The 24,409-nt window shown below is 33.0% G+C and carries 29 protein-coding genes; 19 read left to right on the top strand and 10 right to left on the bottom strand.

The window, feature by feature from the left end; translation table 11 throughout:
• Nucleotides 1-73: 73 nt before the first annotated feature.
• The 9 genes from C8P67_RS07155 (at nucleotide 74) to groL (ending at nucleotide 6,118) form a co-directional block, all read left to right on the top strand.
• Nucleotides 74-340, top strand: coding sequence for a GxxExxY protein (locus tag C8P67_RS07155; RefSeq protein ID WP_317125443.1), 267 nt, complete (start codon nucleotides 74-76; stop codon nucleotides 338-340).
• Entirely contained in the window at nucleotides 303-446 is a 144-nt protein-coding gene (locus tag C8P67_RS22435; RefSeq protein ID WP_317125444.1) for a GxxExxY protein, read from the top strand. Before C8P67_RS07155 ends, C8P67_RS22435 begins: the two co-directional genes overlap by 38 nt.
• 62 nt (nucleotides 447-508) lie before the next feature.
• Nucleotides 509-655 carry a hypothetical protein gene (locus C8P67_RS22070; protein WP_170141425.1) on the top strand — a complete coding sequence of 49 codons (147 nt, stop codon included), beginning with the start codon at nucleotides 509-511 and terminating at the stop codon, nucleotides 653-655.
• Between the two features lie 110 nt (nucleotides 656-765).
• On the top strand, nucleotides 766-2,028 hold the full coding sequence (locus tag C8P67_RS07150) for a sigma-54 interaction domain-containing protein (protein WP_115811786.1): 1,263 nt from the start codon (nucleotides 766-768) through the stop codon (nucleotides 2,026-2,028).
• Nucleotides 2,029-2,117: 89 nt separating this feature from the next.
• Nucleotides 2,118-2,621, top strand: a complete 504-nt coding sequence (locus C8P67_RS07145; RefSeq protein ID WP_115811784.1) for an LptE family protein — start codon at nucleotides 2,118-2,120, stop codon at nucleotides 2,619-2,621.
• A 98-nt stretch (nucleotides 2,622-2,719) separates the two neighbouring features.
• Complete coding sequence (locus C8P67_RS07140) at nucleotides 2,720-3,676, top strand: tetratricopeptide repeat protein (protein WP_115811782.1); 957 nt, start codon at nucleotides 2,720-2,722, stop codon at nucleotides 3,674-3,676.
• An 11-nt stretch (nucleotides 3,677-3,687) separates the two neighbouring features.
• The gene (gene secG, locus C8P67_RS07135; protein WP_115811780.1) at nucleotides 3,688-4,032 is read left to right on the top strand and encodes a preprotein translocase subunit SecG; all 345 of its coding nucleotides are present in this window, start codon (nucleotides 3,688-3,690) and stop codon (nucleotides 4,030-4,032) included.
• Between the two features lie 136 nt (nucleotides 4,033-4,168).
• Nucleotides 4,169-4,444, top strand: a complete 276-nt coding sequence (locus C8P67_RS07130; protein ID WP_115811778.1) for a co-chaperone GroES — start codon at nucleotides 4,169-4,171, stop codon at nucleotides 4,442-4,444.
• A gap of 42 nt (nucleotides 4,445-4,486) precedes the next feature.
• On the top strand, nucleotides 4,487-6,118 hold the full coding sequence (gene groL, locus C8P67_RS07125; protein ID WP_115811776.1) for a chaperonin GroEL: 1,632 nt from the start codon (nucleotides 4,487-4,489) through the stop codon (nucleotides 6,116-6,118).
• Nucleotides 6,119-6,194: 76 nt separating this feature from the next.
• Here the strand turns inward: groL and C8P67_RS07120 are convergent, their stop codons facing one another.
• From C8P67_RS07120 to xrtF, 9 genes are all read right to left on the bottom strand, one after another.
• Nucleotides 6,195-6,668: a hypothetical protein gene (locus tag C8P67_RS07120; RefSeq protein WP_245980390.1), complete on the bottom strand. Its 474-nt coding sequence runs from the start codon at nucleotides 6,666-6,668 to the stop codon at nucleotides 6,195-6,197.
• Nucleotides 6,669-6,802: 134 nt separating this feature from the next.
• Complete coding sequence (locus C8P67_RS07115) at nucleotides 6,803-7,132, bottom strand: LytR/AlgR family response regulator transcription factor (RefSeq protein WP_115811774.1); 330 nt, start codon at nucleotides 7,130-7,132, stop codon at nucleotides 6,803-6,805.
• 197 nt (nucleotides 7,133-7,329) lie between these two features.
• Entirely contained in the window at nucleotides 7,330-7,845 is a 516-nt protein-coding gene (locus C8P67_RS07110; protein WP_245980389.1) for a hypothetical protein, read from the bottom strand.
• A gap of 127 nt (nucleotides 7,846-7,972) precedes the next feature.
• On the bottom strand, nucleotides 7,973-8,653 hold the full coding sequence (locus tag C8P67_RS07105) for a DedA family protein (RefSeq protein WP_115811772.1): 681 nt from the start codon (nucleotides 8,651-8,653) through the stop codon (nucleotides 7,973-7,975).
• Nucleotides 8,654-8,849: 196 nt separating this feature from the next.
• Complete coding sequence (locus C8P67_RS07100; protein ID WP_245980388.1) at nucleotides 8,850-9,230, bottom strand: heavy-metal-associated domain-containing protein; 381 nt, start codon at nucleotides 9,228-9,230, stop codon at nucleotides 8,850-8,852.
• A gap of 81 nt (nucleotides 9,231-9,311) precedes the next feature.
• Nucleotides 9,312-11,324: a TonB-dependent receptor plug domain-containing protein gene (locus C8P67_RS07095; protein ID WP_115811770.1), complete on the bottom strand. Its 2,013-nt coding sequence runs from the start codon at nucleotides 11,322-11,324 to the stop codon at nucleotides 9,312-9,314.
• Between the two features lie 63 nt (nucleotides 11,325-11,387).
• On the bottom strand, nucleotides 11,388-11,795 hold the full coding sequence (locus C8P67_RS07090; RefSeq protein WP_115811768.1) for an HYC_CC_PP family protein: 408 nt from the start codon (nucleotides 11,793-11,795) through the stop codon (nucleotides 11,388-11,390).
• A gap of 193 nt (nucleotides 11,796-11,988) precedes the next feature.
• Nucleotides 11,989-12,432, bottom strand: coding sequence for an exosortase F system-associated membrane protein (locus tag C8P67_RS07085; RefSeq protein WP_115811766.1), 444 nt, complete (start codon nucleotides 12,430-12,432; stop codon nucleotides 11,989-11,991).
• Entirely contained in the window at nucleotides 12,422-12,958 is a 537-nt protein-coding gene (xrtF, locus tag C8P67_RS07080; protein ID WP_115811981.1) for an exosortase family protein XrtF, read from the bottom strand. Before xrtF ends, C8P67_RS07085 begins: the two co-directional genes overlap by 11 nt.
• Nucleotides 12,959-13,029: 71 nt before the next feature.
• On the opposite strand from xrtF, the gene C8P67_RS07075 reads away from it, so the two are divergent.
• The 10 genes from C8P67_RS07075 (at nucleotide 13,030) to rpe (ending at nucleotide 23,724) form a co-directional block, all read left to right on the top strand.
• Entirely contained in the window at nucleotides 13,030-13,485 is a 456-nt protein-coding gene (locus C8P67_RS07075) for a GAF domain-containing protein (RefSeq protein WP_115811764.1), read from the top strand.
• A 139-nt stretch (nucleotides 13,486-13,624) separates the two neighbouring features.
• Complete coding sequence (locus C8P67_RS07070; RefSeq protein WP_115811762.1) at nucleotides 13,625-14,563, top strand: energy transducer TonB; 939 nt, start codon at nucleotides 13,625-13,627, stop codon at nucleotides 14,561-14,563.
• Nucleotides 14,564-14,727: 164 nt separating this feature from the next.
• Nucleotides 14,728-14,997, top strand: a complete 270-nt coding sequence (gene rpsO, locus C8P67_RS07065) for a 30S ribosomal protein S15 (RefSeq protein WP_115811760.1) — start codon at nucleotides 14,728-14,730, stop codon at nucleotides 14,995-14,997.
• A 211-nt stretch (nucleotides 14,998-15,208) separates the two neighbouring features.
• Nucleotides 15,209-17,344, top strand: coding sequence for a polyribonucleotide nucleotidyltransferase (locus tag C8P67_RS07060; RefSeq protein ID WP_115811758.1), 2,136 nt, complete (start codon nucleotides 15,209-15,211; stop codon nucleotides 17,342-17,344).
• Between the two features lie 306 nt (nucleotides 17,345-17,650).
• A complete protein-coding gene (locus C8P67_RS07055; protein ID WP_115811756.1) occupies nucleotides 17,651-18,049 on the top strand; it encodes a hypothetical protein in 399 nt (132 codons plus the stop codon).
• Between the two features lie 437 nt (nucleotides 18,050-18,486).
• On the top strand, nucleotides 18,487-20,028 hold the full coding sequence (locus tag C8P67_RS07050) for a tetratricopeptide repeat-containing sensor histidine kinase (protein WP_245980386.1): 1,542 nt from the start codon (nucleotides 18,487-18,489) through the stop codon (nucleotides 20,026-20,028).
• Nucleotides 20,021-20,767 carry a LytR/AlgR family response regulator transcription factor gene (locus C8P67_RS07045; protein WP_115811752.1) on the top strand — a complete coding sequence of 249 codons (747 nt, stop codon included), beginning with the start codon at nucleotides 20,021-20,023 and terminating at the stop codon, nucleotides 20,765-20,767. Before C8P67_RS07050 ends, C8P67_RS07045 begins: the two co-directional genes overlap by 8 nt.
• 201 nt (nucleotides 20,768-20,968) lie before the next feature.
• Nucleotides 20,969-21,208, top strand: a complete 240-nt coding sequence (locus C8P67_RS21945) for a hypothetical protein (protein ID WP_147298205.1) — start codon at nucleotides 20,969-20,971, stop codon at nucleotides 21,206-21,208.
• 695 nt (nucleotides 21,209-21,903) lie between these two features.
• A complete protein-coding gene (locus C8P67_RS07035) occupies nucleotides 21,904-22,767 on the top strand; it encodes a sigma-70 family RNA polymerase sigma factor (protein ID WP_007804760.1) in 864 nt (287 codons plus the stop codon).
• 291 nt (nucleotides 22,768-23,058) lie between these two features.
• Nucleotides 23,059-23,724, top strand: a complete 666-nt coding sequence (rpe, locus tag C8P67_RS07030; protein ID WP_115811979.1) for a ribulose-phosphate 3-epimerase — start codon at nucleotides 23,059-23,061, stop codon at nucleotides 23,722-23,724.
• Between the two features lie 71 nt (nucleotides 23,725-23,795).
• Here rpe and C8P67_RS07025 read toward each other — a convergent pair whose 3' ends face one another.
• Nucleotides 23,796-24,218 (bottom strand): CBS domain-containing protein, encoded by a 423-nt coding sequence (locus C8P67_RS07025; protein WP_115811748.1) that lies wholly within the window; start codon nucleotides 24,216-24,218, stop codon nucleotides 23,796-23,798.
• Between the last annotated feature and the right edge of the window lie 191 nt (nucleotides 24,219-24,409).

The raw sequence follows: 24,409 nt of genomic DNA, 5'->3' as shown, positions 1-24,409 counted from the left end.
TTAAAAAGATTTTCACAGATTTTTTTTAAAATCCATTTAATATTTTTAATCTGTGGCTAAAAAATAAACATGTATGAACGGTTACAGGGAAGATGAAACTTATAATATTATTGGAATCTGTATGGAAGTTCATAGAACTCTAGGACCTGGTTTACTTGAAATTATTTACAAAGATGCTTTAGAAATAGAATTTAAGGAAAATAACATCCCATTTGAAAGAGAAAAAGAATTTGCGATTGAATATAAAGGTAAAATATTGCCTCATAAGTTCTACGCCGACTTCATTGTAAATGAAGACATAAATTCTGGAAGTAAAAGCTGTAAAAGAATTCACGAATGAACATATTGCTCAAGTTCTAAATTATTTAAAATTAGCTGAATCGGAAATTGGCTTATTAGTAAATTTTCAAACAAAATCGTTACAATATAAAAGATACGCTTTATAACAAAGATTAAAAAATCTGTGCTAATCTTTTTAATCTGTGGCAAAAGATAAAAAAACATTCATATGTCTAGAAAAAATATACTTATCGCTTTAATTACTTTCATCGTTGCTTTTGGAACAACGTTCTATCTAATCAGAACCTATTTCCCAAAACATAAGACTGAAAAAACTACCGTTCAAAAAGACACTTTAGCAGAGCCAAAACAGTAAAAAACTTTCATTAAAGAATAAAAACAACGAATTAGAGCAATTTTTAATTCATTAAACATAAAAATCATTAAAGTAAGCAGTTTAAACATTTAAACTTTGAACCTTCAAAAATGGATACAGTACAATCAATAAAACAGCGCTTTGAGATTATTGGGAATGACCCAAAGCTTAATCGTGCGATAGAAAAAGCCATTCAGGTTGCTCCTACCGATATTTCGGTGTTGGTAGCCGGAGAAAGCGGTGTTGGAAAAGAAAGCATTCCAAAGATTATCCATTCCTTATCACATCGAAAACACGGAAAATACATTGCTGTAAACTGCGGAGCTATTCCGGAAGGAACTATTGACAGTGAACTTTTTGGACACGAAAAAGGTGCTTTTACAGGTGCAACCAGCACGCGTGAAGGGTATTTTGAAGTTGCCAATGGCGGAACTATTTTCCTTGATGAAGTAGGTGAATTACCACTGACTACTCAAGTACGTTTACTGCGTGTCTTAGAAAATGGTGAGTTTTTAAAAGTTGGTTCGTCACTAGTGCAAAAAACAAATGTCCGAATCGTAGCTGCAACCAACGTCAATTTATTTAAGGCCATCGAAAAAGGTAAATTCCGTGAAGATTTGTACTATCGTTTAAGTACGGTTGATATTGTCCTGCCTCCATTGCGAGAACGCAAGGAAGATATACATTTACTGTTTAGAAAATTTGTTGCCGATTTTGCCAATAAATACAAAATGCCTCCACTACGACTTGACGAAAGTGCTATTTTGCTTCTGCAAAAATTTCGCTGGAGCGGTAATATTCGACAATTACGAAATGTTGCCGAACAAATATCCGTATTAGAAACTAACAGAGATATTAATGCTGCCACACTGCAATCCTACCTGCCTACAGAAGACAATAACACTTTGCCTTCAGTAATAAAAGATAAAAAGGGCGACAGCGATTTCAATACCGAAAGAGAGATTTTGTACAAAGTCCTTTTTGATATGAAAAGTGATCTGCACGATCTTAAAAAACTGACATTGGAATTAATGCAGAACGGAAGTTCCAAAGTTCAGGAAACTAATAAATCGCTTATCAAAAAAATATACGGTTCCGATGATCAGGAAAGTGAAATAGATTTTGAAGAAGAACCAAGAACTCAATTCTTACCTAATTCTAATCGAGAAGATGATTATGAAGAACAAGATTCCAGCAATTATCTACTGGCGGAAACCATCGAAGAGGAAGAAATATTAAGGCTTGAGCAAAAAGAAATCGAAATGATTAAAAAGTCATTAGAAAAAAACAAAGGAAAAAGAAAAGCTGCAGCAGATGAATTAGGCATTTCGGAACGCACTTTATATCGAAAAATCAAACAATTCGATTTGTAAAAAACAAAATAGAAGGTCTAAAAAGATTACTTTTGAAAACAGTTTACTTTTTAAGTAACTCACATTAAATTAGAATTTTACTGTCACACATGAAAAAAACATATTCATTATTACTTCTGGTTACTTTGTTCATCACCAATAGCTGTTCCGTTTACAACTTTACAGGAACAGGCAAAATCGATGCTAAAACGTATCAAGTTAACTTTTTTCCAAATAATTCCGATTTGATCGAACCGGGTATCGATCGAACTTTTACCTTAACTTTACAGGACTTGATTCAGAATCAGACGAATCTGCAATTAGTAAAAAATAGTGGTGATTTAACATATGAAGGAGAAATTACTGATTACCGCATTAGTCCAATGACAGCGACTGCCGATCAAAAAGCAGCACAAAACCGATTAAAAATTAGAGTACAGGTTAGGTTTACTAATAAGAACAAAGAGGCAGATGATTTCGAAAAATCTTTTGAGTTTTATCACGACTATCCTGCTACCCAACAATTGACTGGAGCAAAAAAAGATGAAGCCGTAAAAGAAATTTTTGAAAGAATTACACAGGATATTTTTAATGAATCATTAGCTAAATGGTAACTTTAAAAAGAGTAATCAGTAAGTAGTTTTCAGTTAGCAGAAAAAAATTAGATTATTAACATGGAAAACTAAATTCTAGAACATAGAATATTAAACAAATGAACATTAGCAGCTATAATTATTTATTAAACCAACCTGAAGAAATCGACGAAACTCAAACTGTCGCTTTAGAAAAAGTACTGGATGAATTTCCATTCTTTCAAAGTGCGCGAGCGTTACGACTAAAGGGGCTTTACAATCAAAATAGCTATAAATACAATTTTGCTCTAAAAATAGTTGCTGCTCATACCACGGACCGTAGCGTTTTGTTTGATTTTATAACTTCAGAATCGTTTACAGCAATTCAAAAGAAAACCTACGAAAAAAAGTTAGAAGAATTACTCAATATAACTGTAGTCGCCAGTCAAGTTATCGAAAAAGAAACCCCGATAATCAGGACAACTCCTTTGGAACATTCTATTCTTACTTCTATAAAAGAGGCCAATATCAATTCTGCTAATAACAATTCTCTCTTTATTGACAGATTAGACATTGATAAAAATGTTGAACAATCAATTCTTGACTCTATTAAAGAAGCTCTACCTTCAAAAATTGAAGAGGAAACAACAGAAACAGAAAAGAAATTAGACGCTGGAAAACCAATCGATTTCTCAAAATCAGAAACACATTCATTTCATCAATGGCTTCAGATTTCGAGAATAGAACCTATAATAAGAGAAGAACCAAAAAAGGAGCCTATTGTAAAAATAGAACCCGATCCGATTATTGAAGACAGCAAAAAGAAAAAAGCAGAATTAATTGATAAGTTTATAGAAACCAGTCCAAAAATTCCGCCGATAAAACCCGGAGTTGTATTTACTCCTAACCTGGACCTCAACAAAGAAGATAATTCTTATTTAATGACGGAGACTTTAGCCAAAGTTTATTTGGAACAAAAAAAATATCAAAAAGCGATACAAGCTTATGAAATATTAATTTTGAAATATCCAGAAAAAAGTAGTTTCTTTGCAGACCGTATAAAAGATATCAGGATAATTCAACAAAATAACAATTAATAATAAATAGTATGTTTTCAATTTTTTTAGTTTTAATTACAATAGTATGTTTTCTATTGATCGTAGTAATCATGGTTCAAAATCCTAAAGGAGGCGGACTTTCTTCTACAATAAGCGGTTCTCAAATGTTAGGCGGTGTTCAAAAAACTACTGACTTCTTAGACAAAAGCACTTGGACATTGGCAACTATACTAATTGCATTAATCTTGCTTTCTGGTTTGAGTTTCACAGGAACTTTGAGCGATTCAGATTCAAAAATTATTGACAATACCGAAACTGCAACACCAAAAACTAATGCTCCAGTTCAGAATGCACCTGCAGAAAACACACCTGCAGCTCCAGCACCAGCAAAATAATTTGTTCAAATAAACACATAAAATGCCAGCCTGTCAAAGCTGGCATTTTTTATAAGAAAAAATGTCAGTTTATAAGCTCTGGCATAATTTCTGAAATCAAAATAAACATTAAAAAAAACAACATAAATATAAAATCATGGCTTTAAACATTAAACCACTTTCGGATAGAGTTCTTATCGAACCAGTAGCGGCTGAAACTAAAACGGCGTCAGGGATTTTTATTCCAGATACTGCCAAAGAAAAACCACAAAAAGGAACTGTTGTTGCTGCTGGAAACGGCAAAAAAGACGAACCTTTAACTGTAAAAGTTGGAGATACAGTTCTTTATGGAAAATATGCTGGAACAGAATTAAAACTAGAAGGAAAAGATTATTTGATTATGCGTGAAGACGACATTTTAGCAATTATCTAAAATCAAATACACAAATAAACGAATCAACAAATAAACAATAAAATGGCAAAAGATATAAAATTTGATATTGAAGCACGCGACGGTTTAAAACGCGGTGTTGACGCATTAGCAAATGCAGTAAAAGTAACTCTTGGCCCAAAAGGCCGTAACGTAATTATCGGGAAATCTTTTGGCGGACCTACAGTTACTAAAGATGGAGTTTCTGTTGCAAAAGAAATCGAATTGAAAGATCCATTGGAGAACATGGGAGCTCAAATGGTAAAAGAAGTAGCCTCTAAAACTAATGATTTAGCAGGAGACGGGACCACAACTGCTACAGTATTGGCACAAGCTATCGTAAAAGAAGGTTTGAAAAACGTTGCTGCAGGAGCAAACCCGATGGATTTGAAACGCGGAATCGACAAAGCTGTTGAAGCTATTGTTGCTGATCTTGCTAAACAAACAAAAGTAGTAGGAAGCGATTCTGAAAAAATAAAACAAATTGCATCTATTTCTGCAAACAATGACGAAGTGATTGGTGAATTAATCGCTAACGCTTTCGCAAAAGTTGGAAAAGAAGGCGTTATCACTGTAGAAGAAGCCAAAGGAACTGATACTTATGTAGATGTTGTAGAAGGAATGCAGTTTGACAGAGGATACCTTTCTCCATATTTTGTTACCAATCCAGAAAAAATGGAAGCAGAATTAGACAGTCCTTATATCCTTTTGTATGACAAAAAAGTTTCTTCTTTAAAAGAATTATTACCTGTTCTTGAGCCAGTTGCTCAATCAGGAAAACCATTATTGATTATTGCAGAAGATGTTGACGGAGAAGCTTTATCAACATTGGTAGTAAACAAATTACGCGGTGCATTAAAAATCGCTGCTGTAAAAGCTCCAGGTTTTGGAGACAGAAGAAAAGCAATGCTTGAAGATATCGCTATCTTAACTGGCGGAACTGTAATTTCTGAAGAAAGAGGCTATACTCTAGAAAATACAACTATCGAAATGCTTGGTTCTGCAAAAAGAGTAACCATTGACAAAGACAACACTACAGTTGTAAGCGGAGCTGGTGATGCCGATTTGATCAAAAATCGCGTAAACCAAATCAAAGGTCAAATGGAAACTACAACTTCTGATTATGACAAAGAAAAATTACAGGAACGTTTGGCTAAATTAGCCGGAGGTGTTGCGGTTCTTTACGTTGGTGCTGCTTCAGAAGTGGAAATGAAAGAGAAAAAAGACAGAGTTGACGATGCGCTTCATGCAACTCGTGCAGCTGTTGAAGAAGGAATTGTTGCTGGAGGCGGTGTTGCTTTATTAAGAGCAAAAAGCTCACTTGACGCTTTAAAAGCTGACAATGCTGATGAAGCTACAGGTATTAAAATTATCTCTAGAGCTGTTGAATCTCCTTTAAGAACAATTGTTGAAAATGCAGGTTTAGAAGGTTCTGTTGTTGTAGCTAAAGTTACTGAAGGTTCAGGAGATTTTGGGTACAACGCAAAAACTGATGAATATGTTGATATGCTAAAAGCAGGAATCATCGATCCTAAAAAAGTAACCCGTATCGCATTAGAGAATGCTGCTTCGGTTTCAGGAATGATTTTAACTACTGAATGTGCTTTGATCGATATTAAAGAAGAAAGTGCAGCAGGCGGAGGCCATATGGGTGGAGGTATGCCAGGCATGATGTAATCCATCCCGATTTTGAATATAAAATCCGCCTTGAAATTTTTTCTTGGCGGATTTTTTTGTCGTTTAGTTTCAGTCATTAATTCCGGTCAAATGTTTTTGGAATACTATTTTCATTGGTTTCACCACAAAATGTCCAAGAAATAATATACCAGCGATTATTCTCAAAAATTAGCTGAACGCTATTTATTCCTCTCCTTTCGACTTTTCCCTCTTTTTCTAATCTCGTTTCATAAGTACTCCAAACGTGTGCAATATTGCCAAAAAATCTAACCTCACGATTGATTTCACTTTCATAAAAAGCTGTACCAAAAACCATTACGTCAGTTTGTTTATGAAATTCTTCTAACGTCAGTGTTGCTTGTATTTTCTGTTCTCTGTCAAAGTATGAATATACGGCTTTTGGATGATGTAAATAGTTATCTCTGTCCCATTGTCTTTTTGCGCCCTTTTCTCCTGAAACAACCTTATAACTGGCTTTCATTAATGCATCGATCGTTTTTACATCATTTTCAAATGATTTGTCTTGTGCTGTTGAATGTAATGTTATCATAAATAATGTAGTTGTTAAATAAAATAAAAATTGTCTCATAATCTTTTTTTTACAAAGCAACTCAGATAATTTTAACCAAAAAAACAAATTATTTAGTTCGTTTTGGTTTGTATGTAATCTATCATATATCTTATTTAGAGCAGTAATTTGTCAATACTATTTAACAGACAATCTTTGTAACTTTTTGCTATTGTAATTTTATGTTCACCAATAATTAAATGATTATTTTCTATATATTCTACATTTTTCAAATTTACAATACTGGAATTATGGACTCTCATAAACTCATCAGGCAGCTTATCAATCAAATCCTTTAAAGTTTTGTAGTAAACATACTTTTTGTTGTTTTTTACAAATATCTCTACATAGTTCCCCAATCCTTTTACAAATAAAATGTCGTCAAAATTTAATTTGATTAATTTTTTGTCAGTTTTTATGAAAGTGAAATTTTGGCTGTATTTCATTTTACGTTGTCTATTTAAAATTCTAACTAACTTCCCGCTACTACTTCGAGTTTCAGACTAAATTAATCCATTCTTAAGATTTACCAAATCATTCAAACAAAAACCACCTTTCCATTAACCCAATTGTTCAAATTCATTGTAGTAATCGTTAGCGACTGGTAATTTATTCCTGTTGGATCCATTCATATTTTCCATTTTTAAGATATATTATTCCGCCTCCTCAGCTTTCTTCGGCGTGTATGTATATCCCAATCATTTAATAGTTTTATTTTATCTGTTTCTTTTATTTCTTCTTCGGATAATATTTCTCCTTCTTCATTTACATTATTCCAATAGATTCCATCTTTCGGTGCTTTTTCAAAAATTCCTGCCCAATCAAGTTCGTCGAAACCTTGTTCTAATATATTATTTCCCATTCCGAAATAATCAGTTCTATTTCCGTTGCCGAAGATTATTCTCAAACCACTTTTTCCATTTTTCTTACCCCTAACGATTTCAACTATTTCATTTAAATTATCTCCGTCTAAATCACACAGAATTTTGTTAGTTTTGTATTTCTTAAAAGTTTCAATTGTATCAATATTTTCAACTTCAGTTTCTCTTTTTTCTACCGTGTAATATTCTTTATTTTGGACTTTTTCGGATTCTTCTTCTATTTCCTTTTTACAAGAAATAAAAACTAGAAAAACAACTATTAAGATTCTAATTTTCATATTTCGGTTTTCGGCGTTTTTTTTTGGTTTGCTTGCAACTAATTAATAACTATCGCTAATTTATACAAAAAAACCGCCTTGCTTTAGTTAAAACAAGACGGTCTATTTTATTTTTTAAAGTTTAGAATTATTCATGATGAACCACTTTTTTCTTTATCATCTTTAAGAAAACAGGTAAAGTGGATACTAATATAATTCCGATGACAATTTTCTCAATGTGCTCTTTTAAATCAATTCCCATTTCCAAAAACATTCCGTAAAGATAATGCCCAGAGAAAATCAAAATGAAAGACCATAAAATCGAACTCAATATATTAAAAAACATAAACTTCTTTTTGTCCATAGTTCCTATACCTGCCACAATTGGGGCAAAAGTCCGCACTATAGGTAAAAAACGTGCATAAATAATAGCTTTCCCACCATGTTTATCAAAAAACTCTTTCGCCTGAAGTAAATATTTTTTCTTGAACAAAAGCGTATCTTCTCTATTGTATAAATAATAACCGCTTTTAGCTCCAAACCAGTAACCAACCATATTTCCCAGAATACCCGAAAGCGCTACCAATGATGAAAGTATTACAAGATTTAGAAAATCACTTTCGATATAAACTACATTTTGGATCAAATCACGGCTGTAAATTCCAGCAAGGAAAAGCAGACTGTCGCCAGGAAGAAAAAAACCGGCAAAAAGACCAGTTTCGGCAAAAACAATAAACAAAACAATATACAAACCCAGTTGAATGCCACCAATTGTAAATGTTATATAAAATTCAGGATTTACTAATTGGGTCCATTCAAAATTATTCATAAATTATCTGTGTTTTTGTTTAGGCTGTGAAAGTAATAATAATTTAGTTGAACGGCAATATAATACTTTATTTTAAAGTTTTATTAACGCTAAAAAACAATAAAAAAAGCACCAAATTGACTTATCATTTTGATGCTTTTTAAATAATCAATAAAATTGTTCACTTAATTCACAATGAACAGTTTTTTTTAACGAATTACAATCTATCATATTGACAGCATGAATGAAGATTATCATAGTCTTCTTTAGTAGCTTTTACGCTATCTGTATCATGACCAACTTTGGCAACTGCTTTTTTAACATCCATCAAAGAACATTTTTCTTCATTGATTATCAAACTCAATTGATGTGTCGCAACATCCCAAGATGCTGATTTTACCCCCGCAACCGAATATGCTGCCTTTTGTATTCTTTTTTGGCATTGCTCACAGTTACCGTTTACTTCGGTTGTGTATTTAGTATTTTTGCTTTTCTTTTCTTGGCCTTGAGCCGAAAATGTAAAGACTGTCATTAGTAAAATTAAAAACACATTTTTTATCATATTACCGTTGCTGTTTTTTTGAATATTTGTTTTCATTTTATTTAGTATTAAAATTTAATATTGTTATTGTTATTGATATTGATTTTTGCCATTGTCTTTTGACATCGCCATTGATACTTATTTTATTTTAAATCGCAACCCCGCATAATACATCTGGCCAAATACAGGAGCATAGACAATTGTTGCATCAAAATTAGGACCAAAAGGGTTTTCCGCATCTACAATTGCTGGATTTTGAGTATAATTCCCAATGTTCTCCCCTCCTGCGTACACTTCAAAATTAGAAGAAAAAACTCTGGTGATTTGTGCATTCATCAAAGAATAGGCTGGCGAATTTTCGTCAAGTCTAAATTCTGCAGGATTTGAGGCTGTGTATGGCAGTTGCTGTTCACCAATCCAGTTGTAGGTGAAATCAAATTTCCATTGCTGTCCTTTATCTGTTCTGCCAGTTTCATAACCTAAGTTTCCAAAGAAACGATGAGCGGCCTGCAAAGGTCTTTGAAATTTTCCAGATAAATAATCGGTTTTAATATCATAGTATTTATAAGCCGAACGCAATTCCAGACGTTTTGCCAATTCATAATTGAATTCCAGCTGAAAGCTATTAGCAAACGAAGCGCCGTCCAAATTATGAAAAATCACCTGTTGCGGACTCTGCATCACATCGACCACTATCTGATTCTGAAAATTGGTTCTGTAAAAGTCAGCGGTAATATCACCGTTTCTGTTAAACAATTTAAAACCCTGCATAAAACTCAAACCGTAGTTCCAAGCAATTTCAGGATCCAAACCGTATAATTTGCCACCGGCATTTACAATATTAAAAGTTCTGGAACTGGCAAATAAGTTTTGATTTTCGGCAAAAATATTTGCTGAACGTTTTCCTCTTCCTGCCGAAATTCTCAAAACTCCTTTCTCCCAAGGATTGTATTTCATGTGCACTCTCGGCGTTGCAAAAACACCCAAACGATTTCCATAATCTACTCTTCCGCCAAGAATCAGACTGAAATTATCTTGGTTATCAAAAGTATATTCAAAGAAAGCGCCGACTGTATTATCGATTCTGCTGTAATCTGTGGCATTGAGAAACTCACTATAGCTGTCATAGGTAAAATTCAAACCCGTGGCGAACTTGTTTTTTTCATTATTAATAATCGAATTAAAAATAAGGTTTGAATAAAAACTGTTCTGCTTGATATTGTAATTTCTCAAACCAAAATACGAATCCTGATCGTAGCTGGAAAAGGAATTTTGGAAACCAAAACTCTGAAAAGGCATGTCTTTAAAAACATACCCGATTTTTGTAGAAACATCAATCTTTTGGGTATCAATTTCAGAACCCCACGAACTAGTTGTTCCTTTATCAGTATCAGGATTAAAACTTATCTGCCCCATTTGCTTGGTATCATTCATATACTGCAGATTAATGAAACTCACCCAGCCTGTTTCGGGATTGTAATATTGGTAACGGTTGAGAACATTGAATTGTTTCTGCAACGGATTGTCCAGAAACCCATCGTCATTGTTATCCATTTTGGAGTTTCGCATATTGCCGTGAAGCAATAAACTGGTTGCCCATTTATCGGAGATCTTTTGATTAAAATCGGCATTCAGTTCAAAACGGGAATCAGTCGAACCATAAAGATTCAGCAAAAACGGAACTTCCGACATTGGTTTTATCAACTCAGTATTTATTTGTCCCGAAATACTTTCGAAACCGTTCACCACACTTCCAGCACCTTTGGTAATCTGAATACTTTCTATCCAAGGTCCAGGCGTAAACGACAGCCCGTATGCTTGCGAAGCCCCGCGTACAGAAGGAATGTTTTCCTGCGTCATCATCAGGTAAGGACTTGTAAGACCCAGCATTTTTATTTGCTTGGTTCCAGTCAGCGCATCCGAAAAATTGACATCTATTGAAGGATTGGTCTCAAAGCTTTCGGCAAGGTTACAACAGGCTGCTTTGAGCAGTTCTTTTTTGGTAACTAAAGTTGTGTTACCGGTAAGCGTATATGATTTTTGCATGCTCTTACGTTTGGACTGCACTTTGATTTCGCGTAAAGTATCCTGCGAATAGGAATCAAAAACAGTAAACAAGAGCAATAAAACTAGTATTACATTTGTTTTCATGATTAAAATTATAATGATTAATACTGCCAAATCCAGAAACAAGGATTCAGCTCTAATTAAACATTACAATTTATCATAAAGGAGGTATTGGCTGTACAGCTTAAAAAGCGGCGGTGCATTGGCATCGCAGTAATAAGTTAATGCAGTATTATTTTTGAAATTATCAACAGAAGTAAAAACAAACGAATGCGTTTCAGGAATTACAAAAGCATAGTCTATCTGAAAAGAAAAAGACTTTACAATCCCGTCATCCGATTTTTTCTGAATGAGGATTTTTTTGTCTTTGCAGCATTTGTCTTTTTTGCTGACTGCTTTTTTTTCGCAGCAGCCTTTTTCATTCTGCAAAGAAACTGAATTCAAAGAAACCGAAGAGATCATCCCTCCGCAATAATGTACATTAAAAGCAAACCCAACATTGGAACCCAATATTAGAAACGCCAAAAGTATACTTATATGCTTCTTAATTCTCATGATGCAAAATTACCATTATTATTTGCCAAAAAACCAAACTCTTTGTTAAACTTTAAAATCAGATATAAAAATTGGGTAAAACAATTATTCTATTATAACATACTCTATGAACCCTGCTGTCCATTATATCTTTTCCTAGGAAAGAAAATAAAATGAACCTAAAGCTATAAAAAACCATCTTAAACAATATAAATCACTTATTTAATTTTTGAAAATAAAATGCCGGAATAAAAACAAACACAAACAAAGGCTGAATCAAAAAACGCCTAACATAGAAAAGCATCAGATTTTCATGATTTTTGAATAAATAAATAATAGAGAAAAAAGCAATTATTAGAATTACAAAAAGCAAAATATACAGAACAGCAGCAAATGAAATCATTCTCTTATCCTTGAAAACAAAATAAATAATACCTAACGAAAAAACGGTATTTAAACTAAAACGAAAAAGCAAACCTAAAAAAAGCAAACCTGAATTATAATGCGGCAAAGCCAGTTTTAAATAATCGCCGTTAAAATAAACCAAAAAAGGATCGTAAAACAATTGACTTTCAAAAGCCCTAACAAGCATTAGCAAAGACACGAATACGAGTATAAAAAAAATACGCATTGTGTTTTGAAGTATTTTATTTAGCATATTTCGAAAATTTATTCACCCAAATAAACCATAATATAAAAACTGCACCATAAATTACCGCTGGAAATAAAACGCTGTGCAGAAGATGTTTTTTCTCTGGAAAATAATACATTGCAACAATCAAGACAGCTATTCGTAGTACATTCAATATATATATCAATAAAGCCCCTCCAAAAATAAAAAGTAAAGTATTCTTTAAACTTCCTGAGAAAGCAATAATAAAAGAAATAAATAAAATAATTACACTTATCCCATTGCAGCCTTCCACAATTCGAACAATATATTCATTTTGAAAATACATCCTAACAAACGGCTCATTAACAACAATTTCATCCTGAATACGCATAAAAAAATATGAAATTATTTTTTGAGTATTTTGGGCTACTGCTTTTGTTATTGTATCGACAGTATTATTTTCAAAGCCATTCAAAAAAATCTGGTAGAGAAATGTTAGTACAATATAGCTGCCGAAAAAACTAGCTAAAAAAACTAAAAAGGGTTTGTATTCGAGAAAGTATTTTTTCAAAATTATTTTTTTGCCAAATTTATGCAATTAAAGAATTAGCTTTAAATACTTTTGTAAAAAAATAATATAATATGACTTTTCAAGAATTACAGCCTAAAGTAACCGAGATAACAGCAAATACATCACTTAACAGAGACCAAAAACTATTGGCGATCTGCCAGCTTTTGAGCGATTCCATTTCTTACTATAACTGGGTAGGCTTTTATTTTGCCAATCATGAAACCAAAACATTACATCTTGGTCCGTATGTAGGTGCCGAAACCGATCATACTATCATTCCATTCGGAAAAGGAATCTGTGGTCAGGTTGCAGTTTCCAATAATAATTTTGTTGTTCCTGACGTAAGCGCACAAGACAATTATATCGCCTGCAGTTTTACAGTAAAATCTGAAATCGTAGTACCGCTTTTTGTGAACGGCGAAAACATTGGCCAAATTGATATTGACAGCCATGTAATCGATCCGTTTACAGAAGAAGACGAACGCTTTTTGGAATTTGTAAATCAGGAGATTGCAAAATTATATTAAACCTTTCGCAAAATCTTAAAAACAGCCTGCAATAAATTGTAATTTATTTGCAGGCTGTTTTTTTTAGCATAAAAAGATTACTTTATTTACTTTTGTCTTTTATTCAAAAAACTATTAACCAACCTATTAAACCATTTATATGAAAAAACTTTTATTCATTCTTTTGTTCCTGCCTTTGATAATCTTTGCCCAAGACTACAATCAAAAAAAAACTTATCTGGACTCTTTATGGAGAAAAACAACAGAAGGGAATCATAAATATTACAGAATTATAGAATCTTATGATTCACAAACAAAACTATATTCAATCAAAGATTATTACAAATCTGGTATTTTGAAAATGGAAGGAAATTCTAAAACTGAAGACTTTTCAAGCTATGAAGGAGAGTTTGTATCTTATTACGAAAATGGCAATAAAAAAGACATTGTAAATTACGGCAAATCCAATAAACCAATAGGAAAAACTGAACAATGGCATGAAAACGGCACAAAAAAATCCGAAGGTGAATATATCGAATCAGAAAAAGGTATTTTTAATACTCTAAAGATATATCAATACTGGAATCCTGACGGCAAACAAACTGTAACTGACGGAAATGGATATTTTGAAGAAACGGACAAAGATCATTCTGATTCAGGAAATATAAAAAATGGTTTAAAAGAAGGAACGTGGAAAGGAAAATTCAATAAAAACTGCAGATACACTGAAACTTACAAAGAAGGAAAAATAGTCACAGGAGTGAGCACTGATGAAAACAACAAAGAATATCAATATGACGAATTTGAAAGCAAACCAGAACCAAAAGGCGGTATTCAAAATTTCTATAAATACATTGGTAAAAACTTTAAAATATACAAAGAAGACGAAAACATAAAAGGTACTATAATCACGTCATTTATTGTTGACAAAGATGGTCAGATAACTGAACCAATAACCATAAAATCCATAAAGGACACATTAGATTATGAAGCAATTGACGTTATAAGCAGTTACAAAAAATGGATTCCGGGTAAACAGAGAGGACAATATGTAAGAGTCAAGTACCAAATTCCAATTACTCTAGCGGGCTTAAAATAAAAAAGAGACCCATCAAAATAATTCAAAATTCATAATTTATAATTGCTTCGTCAGTTCTCAAATAAAGAAATTTTTATTTTGTTCGAGTCATAATTATTTTCTACATTTGCACCCGTCTTACAATAGATGTACGGCTACATAATAATCATTTAAATAATATTAAAATGTACTTAACTAAAGAAGTTAAAGAAGAAATCTTCGCTAAACACGGAGGAAAAGCAGAAAACACAGGATCTGCAGAAGGTCAAATCGCGTTATTCACTTACAGAATCAGCCACCTTACTGAGCACTTGAAAAAAAATCGTCACGATTTTAACACTGAGCGTTCATTGGTACTATTAGTAGGTAAAAGAAGAGCTTTGTTGGATTACTTGAAGAAAACAGAGATCAACAGATATCGTGAGATTATCAAAGTATTGGGTATTAGAAAATAATCAATATAATAAAGAGGTGCGAAAGTGCCTCTTTTTTATTTTTAGAGTTTAAGATCAATTTTTAAATTCTTCCTCCATAAATTAATTTTCAAAAATTAATACATTTACATTAAAAAAGTTTGGTTTTTCATTGGGTTTTAGGCATTAACTACGCAGCAACTACAACTAACAACACAACTAAAACCCATTGTATAATCAAAAGGAAAAAATTATGATTCCACAATTATTTGTAGAAAAAATCGATTTAGGTGATGGCAGAAGCATCACAATCGAGACAGGACGTTTAGCAAAACAAGCAGACGGTTCTGTAGTAGTAAGAATGGGCGACACGATGATTCTTGCAACAGCAGTTTCAGCACGCAGCGCCAATCCAGCGGTTGACTTTTTACCGTTAACGGTAGATTACCGCGAAAAATTTGCAGCAGCAGGTCGTTTCCCTGGAGGTTTCTTTAAAAGAGAAGCTCGTCCAAGCGACAGCGAAGTATTAACAATGAGATTAGTTGACCGCGTATTGCGTCCGCTTTTCCCAGACGATTACCATGCTGAAACACAAGTTATGATTCAATTAATGTCTCATGACGAAGAAGTTATGCCAGACGCATTAGCTGGTTTAGCCGCTTCTGCAGCATTAGCTGTTTCAGACATTCCATTTTACAACTTAATTTCCGAAGTACGTGTTGCACGCATCGACGGAAAATTTGTAATCAACCCAAGCAGAGAAGACTTAGCAAAATCAGACATCGATATGATGATTGGAGCTTCTATGGATTCTGTTGCGATGGTAGAAGGAGAGATGAAAGAAATCTCAGAAGCTGAAATGGTGGAAGCAATTAAATTTGCTCACGAAGCTATCAAAGTTCAAATTCAAGCACAATATCGTTTACAGGAAGCTTTTGGTAAAAAAGAAACTCGTACTTACGAAGGTGAGAAAGAAAACGAAGAAATTTATAAAAAAGTAAAAGCTGCAGCTTACGATAAAATTTACAATATCGCTAAAGTTGGGTCTGCTAAACACGAAAGAAGCGCTGCATTTGCTGAAGTAAAAGAAGAAGTTAAAGCTTTATTTACTGAAGAAGAATTAGCTGCTGACGGTGATTTAGTTGGTAAATATTTCTACAAAACCAACAAAGAAGCGGTTCGTAACGTAGTATTAGAATTAGGAATTCGTTTAGACGGTAGAAAAACTACAGACATCAGACCAATCTGGTGTGAAACTGATTATTTACCAAGAGTTCACGGTTCATCTTTATTTACACGTGGAGAAACCCAAGCTTTGGCTACAGTAACTTTAGGAACTTCTAGAGAAGCAAACCAAATCGACTCGCCTAGCGAGCAAGGTGAAGAGAAATTCTACCTGCACTATAACTTCCCTCCTTTCTCAACTGGTGAAGCAAAACCGCTAAGAGGAACTTCAAGAAGAGAAGTAGGTCACGGAAACTTGGCTCAAAGAGCTTTGAAAAATATGATTCCTGCTGATTGTCCTTATACAATCCGTGTTGTTTCTGAGGTTTTAGAATCTAACGGTTCTTCTTCTATGGCAACAGTTTGTGCTGGAACAATGGCATTATTAGATGCTGGAGTTCAAATGACAAAACCAGTTTCTGGAATTGCTATGGGATTAATCACTGATGGTGAGAAATTCGCTGTTCTTTCAGATATTTTAGGTGACGAAGATCACTTAGGAGATATGGACTTTAAAGTAACCGGAACAAAAGACGGTATTACTGCTTGTCAGATGGACATCAAAATTGATGGATTACGTTATGACATTATGGAGCAAGCATTAGCTCAAGCTCGTGACGGTCGTATGCACATTCTAGGTAAAATTACCGAAACTATTGCTGCACCAAGAGCTGACGTAAAAGCACACGCACCAAAAATCATTACCAGAACTATTCCTGGAAACTTTATTGGAGCATTAATCGGACCTGGCGGAAAAGTTATTCAAGAATTACAAAAAGCTACTGGAACTACAATCGTTATCAACGAAGTGGATGAGCAAGGAGTTATCGAAATCTTAGGTACAGATCCTGCTGGAATTGAAGCGGTATTAGCAAAAATTGCTTCTATCACTTTCAAACCGCAAATGGGAGAAGCTTACGAAGTGAAAGTAATCAAAATGTTAGATTTTGGTGCTGTAGTAGAATATACTGCTGCTCCAGGAAACGAAGTTTTATTACACGTATCTGAGTTAGCTTGGGAACGCACAGAAAATGTTACTGATGTAGTAAACATGGGAGATGTTTTCCAAGTGAAATACTTAGGGGTTGACCCAAAAACCAGAAAAGAAAAAGTGTCAAGAAAAGCACTTTTACAAAGACCTCCTCGTGAGGAGAAAAAAGAGTAATCCAATCTTAGTTTACTAAAGGTTTATTTATAGAAAGAACCCCGTTTTACAATTGTGAAACGGGGTTTTTCAGTTTTCAAACAATAAAACTGCCTTTCTTTAGCAACCATCATATATATTACAAAAATTATTCAATTTCAACTTATAAACCAATAAGTAAATACTAATTAAAAAAAACTAACATATTTTTAAGATAAAATGTGAAAAAAATATGAAAAAACAATAAATTCTTTACACAATATTCAAGAAAAAAAAATATCTTTATCCTGAAGATTTAATAACTATTAACTTATAAAATAAACCTATATGTCTTACCCTACTATTCAAGTTACAAAACTCAATGCAGTTCCTTTCACATTCGACGAAACAGAAAATGTAGAATACCCAGTACCCCCTTTTATCTCAGCAAAATTATACACTACCAGCTACAATGTCTTAGCTTTAAAAATAAGAGCTACCTTATACATAGACTCCGCAAATGATGTTGATCCTTTTGTTGAAATAAATCCAGTAGTACTTGGCGGTTCCTTACAATTGTATTTTGATTACAATTTTACAGAAGAAACCCCTAAGAGTTTAGATGTTTGGTACATCGAATTAGATTATATTTCTGAATCTGTTGGATATATCTCTAGCGTTACTTCTTTCTTACGAGATATTGACCCTGAATTATCTAGGGGGACTGTAACGCAAGTTGGAAACTAACTAAACCACTCTGCACTTTCAGTGCAAAGGTTTGTTTGTTGAGGGACTGAAAGTCTCTCAATTTTGAAAACCATTTATCAATACTAAAGTCAAAGATTAGATATTCCTACATTACTTAAAGTACTGCAGTAAACTTCAGGGTTTTAACCCCGAATCTGAAGCCAATAAAGTAAAAAAACAACATCATTTAAAATGATGTTGTTTTTGAAATATAGATTAAAAACTAACGAATTTGTAAAATGTTTAAATTAAAATTATTTTTTCTTTCAATTTTCCTTTTTTTTCCATTATACAATTTCTCCCAAGTACAACCAACCAGTATAGCTTTAAATCAAATATTACAAAAAAAAGCTATCGAGTTCAAAAACGAAACTAACTTTAATAAAGCCCATCTTTTCTTTATTAAAAATAATTGGGATTCTACTTTAGTATATTCTATGAAACAGCTAATTTCCAGTAAAAACGAAGAATTAATGGATTATTGCCACTTTTTTAGAGGATATAGTTTTAGAGAAAAAAAACTATTCAAAGAAGCCCAATCAGAAATGCATTTAATATCCAACAAATTCATACTTTATCCTCTAGTAAACAAAAACCTAGGCCAAATTTCATTAGAATTAAAAGAATTTGAAAAAGCGATTTATTATTTCAAAGAAGTAGAAAAGCTGCCTTTTTCAAACAATCATGGATACAAAATAAGCATAATTTATGAAAATTTAGGCATTTGTTATTTACATCTCAATCAGTTTAACAAAGCTGAAGAATATTTTTTTAAAAGTCTTGAATTACAAGAAAAAGAAAAAGATTTGATATCATTAATTGGTTTAAACATGAATATTGCTGGTTTATACTATCAACAATACAAAGATTTACAAGCTATTACTTTTTTCGAAAAAGCATACAATCTGTCGAAAAAAGTAAATCATTTTGAATCAAAAAAAAATGCATCATTAAATATGGCAATTGTCGAAGAAAACAGAGGTAACTTTAAAGAAGCATTAGCGTATAGAAAAGAATCATCGAAATGGAATGACTCCATAAATAACCAAAACAAAGTCTGGGCTGTTGCCGATTATGAAAAAAAATATGCTATAGCCCAAAAGCAAAAGCAAATTTCAGTACTTAAAGTAGAGAACAAACTAAAAGACACACAGCGAAAAACCATGTTTCTTTCAACACTTGGATTGTTATTGGTTTTATCAGGAGGTGTTTATGCATATGCTCAAAAAGTGAAAAATACCAAAATCATACTATCTCAAAAAATAAAACTGGACGAACTCAACGCAACCAAAGATCAATTGTTTTCTATAGTGAGTCATGATTTACGTTCTTCTGTCAATGCTTTAAAAACAAGTAACAGCAAATTAACCACTTCTCTTGAAACCAAAAACTACAACGAACTCGACAATCTTCTAAATCAAAATAGCGCAATTGCAAACAGTGCCTACAGCCTGCTCGACAATTTATTGCATTGGGCATTACTGCAGACCAAACAATTGTATTTCCATAAAGACTCCGTTCATTTATTTTCTATTGTGCAGCAAATAGAATTCAACTATAAATCTTTACTATCTGATAAAAACATTACCTTTGAGAATTCTGTTTCCAAAAATAATTTTATTTGGGTAGATCTCGATTCATTGAAAATTGTACTGCGTAACCTGCTGGATAATGCTATAAAATTTACCCCAGAAAATGGTAAAATATGTTTTTATACGGTTGAGACAAATACTAATTTTTGTCAGCTTGTAATTCACGACAGCGGTTTAGGAATGTCACAGAACACGATTGACGAACTTCTCCAAGATAATGAATTATTGGCCAAGAAAAAAAACTCAGAAATTATAGGAACAGGATTAGGAATGCAATTATGCAAACAAATGATTAAGAAAAATGGAGGTTCTATAACTATAGAAAGCGAACTCAATAAAGGAACCAAAATGATACTTTCGTTCCCAAAAACAGAACAGAATGGATAACATTAATGTACTTATTATAGAAGACACACCAGAGCAAAGCGATACCTTAAGCAAAGTGTTGTTGGCAAACAATTATAATATCGCAGGTGTTGCCCAAAATTATACAGATGCCCTCACTCTATTTTATAAGAACCCTGTCGATATTGTAGTCATTGATGTTTTCTTAGATGGAAAACCAGATGGCATTACCTTTGCCGAGACAATCAGTATTGTGCCAAATGCCGCTAAGCCTTTTGTTTTTCTAACTAGTTCCCACGACCGGCAGATTTTTGAAAGAGCCAAACTTACCAAACCTTTTAGTTTTTTAATGAAACCTTTCAATGAATTAGAAATTATCTACGCTTTAGAAATGGCTGTCGAAAAATTCTATGACCAAACCAACGTCTTTTTAAGTGAAGACCAGGACACTATAATCAGTAATGATTATATGTTTATCAAAAAGAGAAATGTACTAAAAAAAGTATCATTAAAGGACATTCTTTACATCGAAGTAGAAGATCGTTACTGCAATATCATTACCGAAAAAGAGAAATTTGTCATCTTGATTTCGTTAACTAAAATCAGCGCACTGCTCGATAAAAACAAATTCATAAGAACTCACCGAAACTATCTGGTAAACTCCGACACAATTGAAGAAATAATCCTTGCAGACAATCTTGTCATTCTCAAAGGAAATCACAAAGTTAATCTTAGTGACAATTACAAAGATTTCATAAAAAAAATTAAGACATTATCATAAAATCATTTTATTAATAAAATCACATCTTCTCGTAATCTGGGAAGATTTTTTTTTACATTTAAAACAACATGATAAAAAGCAAAATACTGATGCGTCCACTATAAGGATTTCATAACAATAAAACCCAGCTTCACAACATCAGCATGAAATATGGAAACCTTTCATTATATCTTTAGATCACAAAAACAATCTAAATTTATCATGAGACTAGAACTTAATACCTCCATCAACATGCAATTAAGAAACTTTTTAAACAAAATTAATCCTTGGATAGGGCTTTTAGCATCATTATGCATTATTATACCTAGTTTGTACAACATCCTCGATACTCCTCTAATAATTACAAATGACCACTTCATTCTAGCAGGAGGTCTGTTCTTTTTTATTGTATTTTTAAAACAAATCTTTGATCGAATTGTTAATTTAGAAGGAATGGATTAAATTCCAAACTCAAATTAATTAATTGTTTTTAAAACAAAAACAGCCATCATTATAAGGAACCAGCAAGTATTCTTCATTATATATCGCAATAAAAAACAAAGATATTGAGCAATCAAAATCTGGAAGAAACTTAACGAATCTTTAGAATCAATTGAATTTCAATTTTAGGAATACATATTATCTTGCTACGACCCCATATTTATCATTTTATACATCTGAATTCGTTAGAACTCCCTGTTTCGCAATGCCGAAACAGGGGTTTTATTTTTTAAAACAGCTTACATCCTTTATCCTAGAGATACAAAATCCAGTCTTTATATACACTTTTTATTTTATATCGGATACTTTTTGACATTTGTCGTTTGATAAAGGAATACAAACTTTTTTCTAGATTTTGGAAGCGCTCGGTTTATTAATTTTAGGAATTATTCTAAAAGAGAAATACTTTCGATACGTTTCTTTATCATTAGTCGGAATTTGCCTTATCCGACTGATGTTCTTCGACTTATCTAATTCAAATTTCTTAATACGGGCTATGGTACTTGTTGGAGTCGGAATTGTATTATTGATAATGAACAGCCTATTTAAAAAGTATAAAGAACGTTTTGATTAAAAAAAAATAAACTTTTTGTAACTTTTATGAAACTCCATACGTATAACAACTTGTACACTTAAAAAATTGAGGAGACAAAAACATGAGACAACTTAAAATCACCAAGCAGGTAACCAATCGTGAAACCGCTTCATTAGACAAATATTTACAAGAAATTGGAAAAGTTGACCTTATTACTGCAGACGAAGAGGTAGAATTAGCTCAAAGAATTAAAGCCGGGGATCAAAGAGCCCTTGAGAAATTAACAAAAGCCAATTTACGTTTCGTTGTTTCGGTAGCCAAACAATACCAAAACCAAGGATTAACACTTCCCGATTTAATTAATGAAGGAAATTTAGGATTGATAAAAGCAGCACAGCGTTTTGATGAAACTCGTGGTTTCAAATTCATTTCTTATGCTGTATGGTGGATTCGTCAATCTATCCTTCAAGCTTTGGCTGAACAATCCCGTATTGTTCGTTTACCATTAAATAAAATTGGTTCTATCAATAAAATCAACAAAATGTACGCTTTATTAGAACAATCTAATGAACGTCCGCCATCTGCTGAGGAAATTGCGAAAGAACTTGACATGACAGTAAATGATGTAAAAGAGTCTATGAAAAACTCTGGCCGTCACTTATCTATGGATGCGCCTCTTGTAGAAGGAGAAGATTCAAACCTTTATGATGTATTGCGTTCTGGTGAATCTCCAAATCCTGACAGAGAATTAATTCACGAATCATTGCGTACTGAAATTGAGCGTTCACTAGAGACATTAACTCCAAGAGAAGCTGATGTAGTGCGTTTATACTTTGGTCTTGGTGACCAGCACCCAATGACTCTTGAAGAAATCGGCGAAACTTTTGATTTAACTCGTGAGCGTGTTCGTCAGATTAAAGAAAAAGCAATCCGCAGATTGAAACATACTTCTAGAAGTAAAATCTTGAAAACTTATTTAGGTTAATATAAAATATCCCCAATTAAAATTTTTAAACTGACTAATTTTTAAATCTTTTAATACAACGTGAACAACAGTCTGATTAACTGTTCGTTTTTTGATTGATGATTGAAACTCCGGCTGATTACCGGAGTTTTTTGCTTATTGGGCAAAAAATTCCGGTCAGTTCGAGTTTCACTCTCGGGTTTTCCGGAGTTTTATTTTTTATATTACCTTTGCAAAAAAAACGTAAAGCTGCACTGCAGTGCATCTCAACCTGTAATCGCTCTTGCGGTTCACAAATACAAAAAAGAAGAAATGAGTAAAAACACAATTATTGCCCCTTCAGTACTAGCAGCAGATTTTGCCAATTTACAGCGTGATATCGAAATGATCAACAACAGTCAAGCCGACTGGTTTCACATTGATATCATGGATGGCGTTTTTGTTCCAAACATTTCTTTTGGAATGCCGGTTCTTGAAGCTATTACAAGACACACCAAAAAGACGGTAGATGTGCATTTGATGATTGTAAACCCTGATCAATATATCAAAACATTTAAAGATTTAGGCGCTGATATTTTAACTGTACATTACGAAGCATGTACGCACTTACACCGAACGCTTCAGGCGATTAAAGCACAAGGGATGAAAGCCGGAGTAGCATTAAACCCGCACACCAGTATAGATTTATTAGAAGATGTAATCAATGATATTGACATGGTCTGCATCATGAGTGTAAATCCAGGTTTTGGAGGACAGTCTTTCATAGAGAACACTTATGCAAAAGTAAAAAAACTAAAAGATCTGATTACTCGAAAAGGAGCATCAACTCTTATAGAAATTGACGGCGGCGTTACCAACAAAAATGCAGTGCAATTAGCCGAAGCTGGAGCTGACGTACTTGTTGCCGGAAGTTTTGTATTTGGAGCTAAAGATCCAATCCAGACAGTAGCCGATTTAAAAGATTTACTAGCCGTTTAATAAAACCAAAAGTCCCAATAAGTAACAAACACACTTCATTGGGACTTTCTTCTTTAGTAAACACTTAATTTTTAATTATACTGATTAATTAAATATTTTATCAAATCAGTTGTCGTTATTATTCCGACCAGTATATGATCCTCACATACAGGCAGGGCATGAAATTCTTTTTTTGCTAATATCTCAGCTGCTTCTTTAATAGTAGTTTCTGGTGTAATTGTCACTAGCTTTTTGGCCATTACCTGTTCTACCGTAAACATATTATAAACGGTGGTATCAATAATCTCTTCATCATCATCAACTGCATCCGCAAACGAAATCCGCAGCAAATCAGTATAACTCAATATTCCAATTATTGTAACTCCGTTCACCACGGGAATATGTCTGATTTTATAATGCTTAAAAAGAGATTCAGCCTTCGTCAAATCATCCTTAATCGTAAGCTTAATTAGATCTTTGGTCATAATTGTAGACACTGGAACATGCTGTCTCATAACATTCTCTTTTTAAATTATACACAAATTTAAAAATGAAAATTGGCTAAAAATATGATGATTATCAGGTGTCATTCAAAACTTTTTCGATACATTACTATTTAATAATTCAGAACTCTTAAGGGAAATAAATAAAAGCCACTAATTGCGGCCTAAGGAGAAAAACACAAACAAAATCATAACTTGATTTA

The sequence above is a fragment of the Flavobacterium aquicola genome (genome assembly GCF_003385115.1).
Taxonomy (GTDB): domain Bacteria; phylum Bacteroidota; class Bacteroidia; order Flavobacteriales; family Flavobacteriaceae; genus Flavobacterium; species Flavobacterium aquicola.
The sequence above is the reverse complement of the archived record's forward strand: the minus strand, read 5'-3'. Positions and strand labels throughout refer to the sequence as shown.

Coding starts and splice junctions, on each gene's coding strand:
- C8P67_RS07155 (WP_317125443.1), top strand. CDS start 74: ATGAACGGTTACAGGGAAGATGAAACTTATAATATTATTGGAATCTGT.
- C8P67_RS22070 (WP_170141425.1), top strand. CDS start 509: ATGTCTAGAAAAAATATACTTATCGCTTTAATTACTTTCATCGTTGCT.
- C8P67_RS07150 (WP_115811786.1), top strand. CDS start 766: ATGGATACAGTACAATCAATAAAACAGCGCTTTGAGATTATTGGGAAT.
- C8P67_RS07145 (WP_115811784.1), top strand. CDS start 2,118: ATGAAAAAAACATATTCATTATTACTTCTGGTTACTTTGTTCATCACC.
- C8P67_RS07140 (WP_115811782.1), top strand. CDS start 2,720: ATGAACATTAGCAGCTATAATTATTTATTAAACCAACCTGAAGAAATC.
- secG (WP_115811780.1), top strand. CDS start 3,688: ATGTTTTCAATTTTTTTAGTTTTAATTACAATAGTATGTTTTCTATTG.
- C8P67_RS07130 (WP_115811778.1), top strand. CDS start 4,169: ATGGCTTTAAACATTAAACCACTTTCGGATAGAGTTCTTATCGAACCA.
- groL (WP_115811776.1), top strand. CDS start 4,487: ATGGCAAAAGATATAAAATTTGATATTGAAGCACGCGACGGTTTAAAA.
- C8P67_RS07120 (WP_245980390.1), bottom strand. CDS start 6,668: ATGATAACATTACATTCAACAGCACAAGACAAATCATTTGAAAATGAT.
- C8P67_RS07115 (WP_115811774.1), bottom strand. CDS start 7,132: ATGAAATACAGCCAAAATTTCACTTTCATAAAAACTGACAAAAAATTA.
- C8P67_RS07110 (WP_245980389.1), bottom strand. CDS start 7,845: ATGAAAATTAGAATCTTAATAGTTGTTTTTCTAGTTTTTATTTCTTGT.
- C8P67_RS07105 (WP_115811772.1), bottom strand. CDS start 8,653: ATGAATAATTTTGAATGGACCCAATTAGTAAATCCTGAATTTTATATA.
- C8P67_RS07100 (WP_245980388.1), bottom strand. CDS start 9,230: ATGAAAACAAATATTCAAAAAAACAGCAACGGTAATATGATAAAAAAT.
- C8P67_RS07095 (WP_115811770.1), bottom strand. CDS start 11,324: ATGAAAACAAATGTAATACTAGTTTTATTGCTCTTGTTTACTGTTTTT.
- C8P67_RS07090 (WP_115811768.1), bottom strand. CDS start 11,795: ATGAGAATTAAGAAGCATATAAGTATACTTTTGGCGTTTCTAATATTG.
- C8P67_RS07085 (WP_115811766.1), bottom strand. CDS start 12,432: ATGCTAAATAAAATACTTCAAAACACAATGCGTATTTTTTTTATACTC.
- C8P67_RS07075 (WP_115811764.1), top strand. CDS start 13,030: ATGACTTTTCAAGAATTACAGCCTAAAGTAACCGAGATAACAGCAAAT.
- C8P67_RS07070 (WP_115811762.1), top strand. CDS start 13,625: ATGAAAAAACTTTTATTCATTCTTTTGTTCCTGCCTTTGATAATCTTT.
- rpsO (WP_115811760.1), top strand. CDS start 14,728: ATGTACTTAACTAAAGAAGTTAAAGAAGAAATCTTCGCTAAACACGGA.
- C8P67_RS07060 (WP_115811758.1), top strand. CDS start 15,209: ATGATTCCACAATTATTTGTAGAAAAAATCGATTTAGGTGATGGCAGA.
- C8P67_RS07055 (WP_115811756.1), top strand. CDS start 17,651: ATGTCTTACCCTACTATTCAAGTTACAAAACTCAATGCAGTTCCTTTC.
- C8P67_RS07050 (WP_245980386.1), top strand. CDS start 18,487: ATGAAACAGCTAATTTCCAGTAAAAACGAAGAATTAATGGATTATTGC.
- C8P67_RS07045 (WP_115811752.1), top strand. CDS start 20,021: ATGGATAACATTAATGTACTTATTATAGAAGACACACCAGAGCAAAGC.
- C8P67_RS21945 (WP_147298205.1), top strand. CDS start 20,969: ATGAGACTAGAACTTAATACCTCCATCAACATGCAATTAAGAAACTTT.
- C8P67_RS07035 (WP_007804760.1), top strand. CDS start 21,904: ATGAGACAACTTAAAATCACCAAGCAGGTAACCAATCGTGAAACCGCT.
- rpe (WP_115811979.1), top strand. CDS start 23,059: ATGAGTAAAAACACAATTATTGCCCCTTCAGTACTAGCAGCAGATTTT.
- C8P67_RS07025 (WP_115811748.1), bottom strand. CDS start 24,218: ATGAGACAGCATGTTCCAGTGTCTACAATTATGACCAAAGATCTAATT.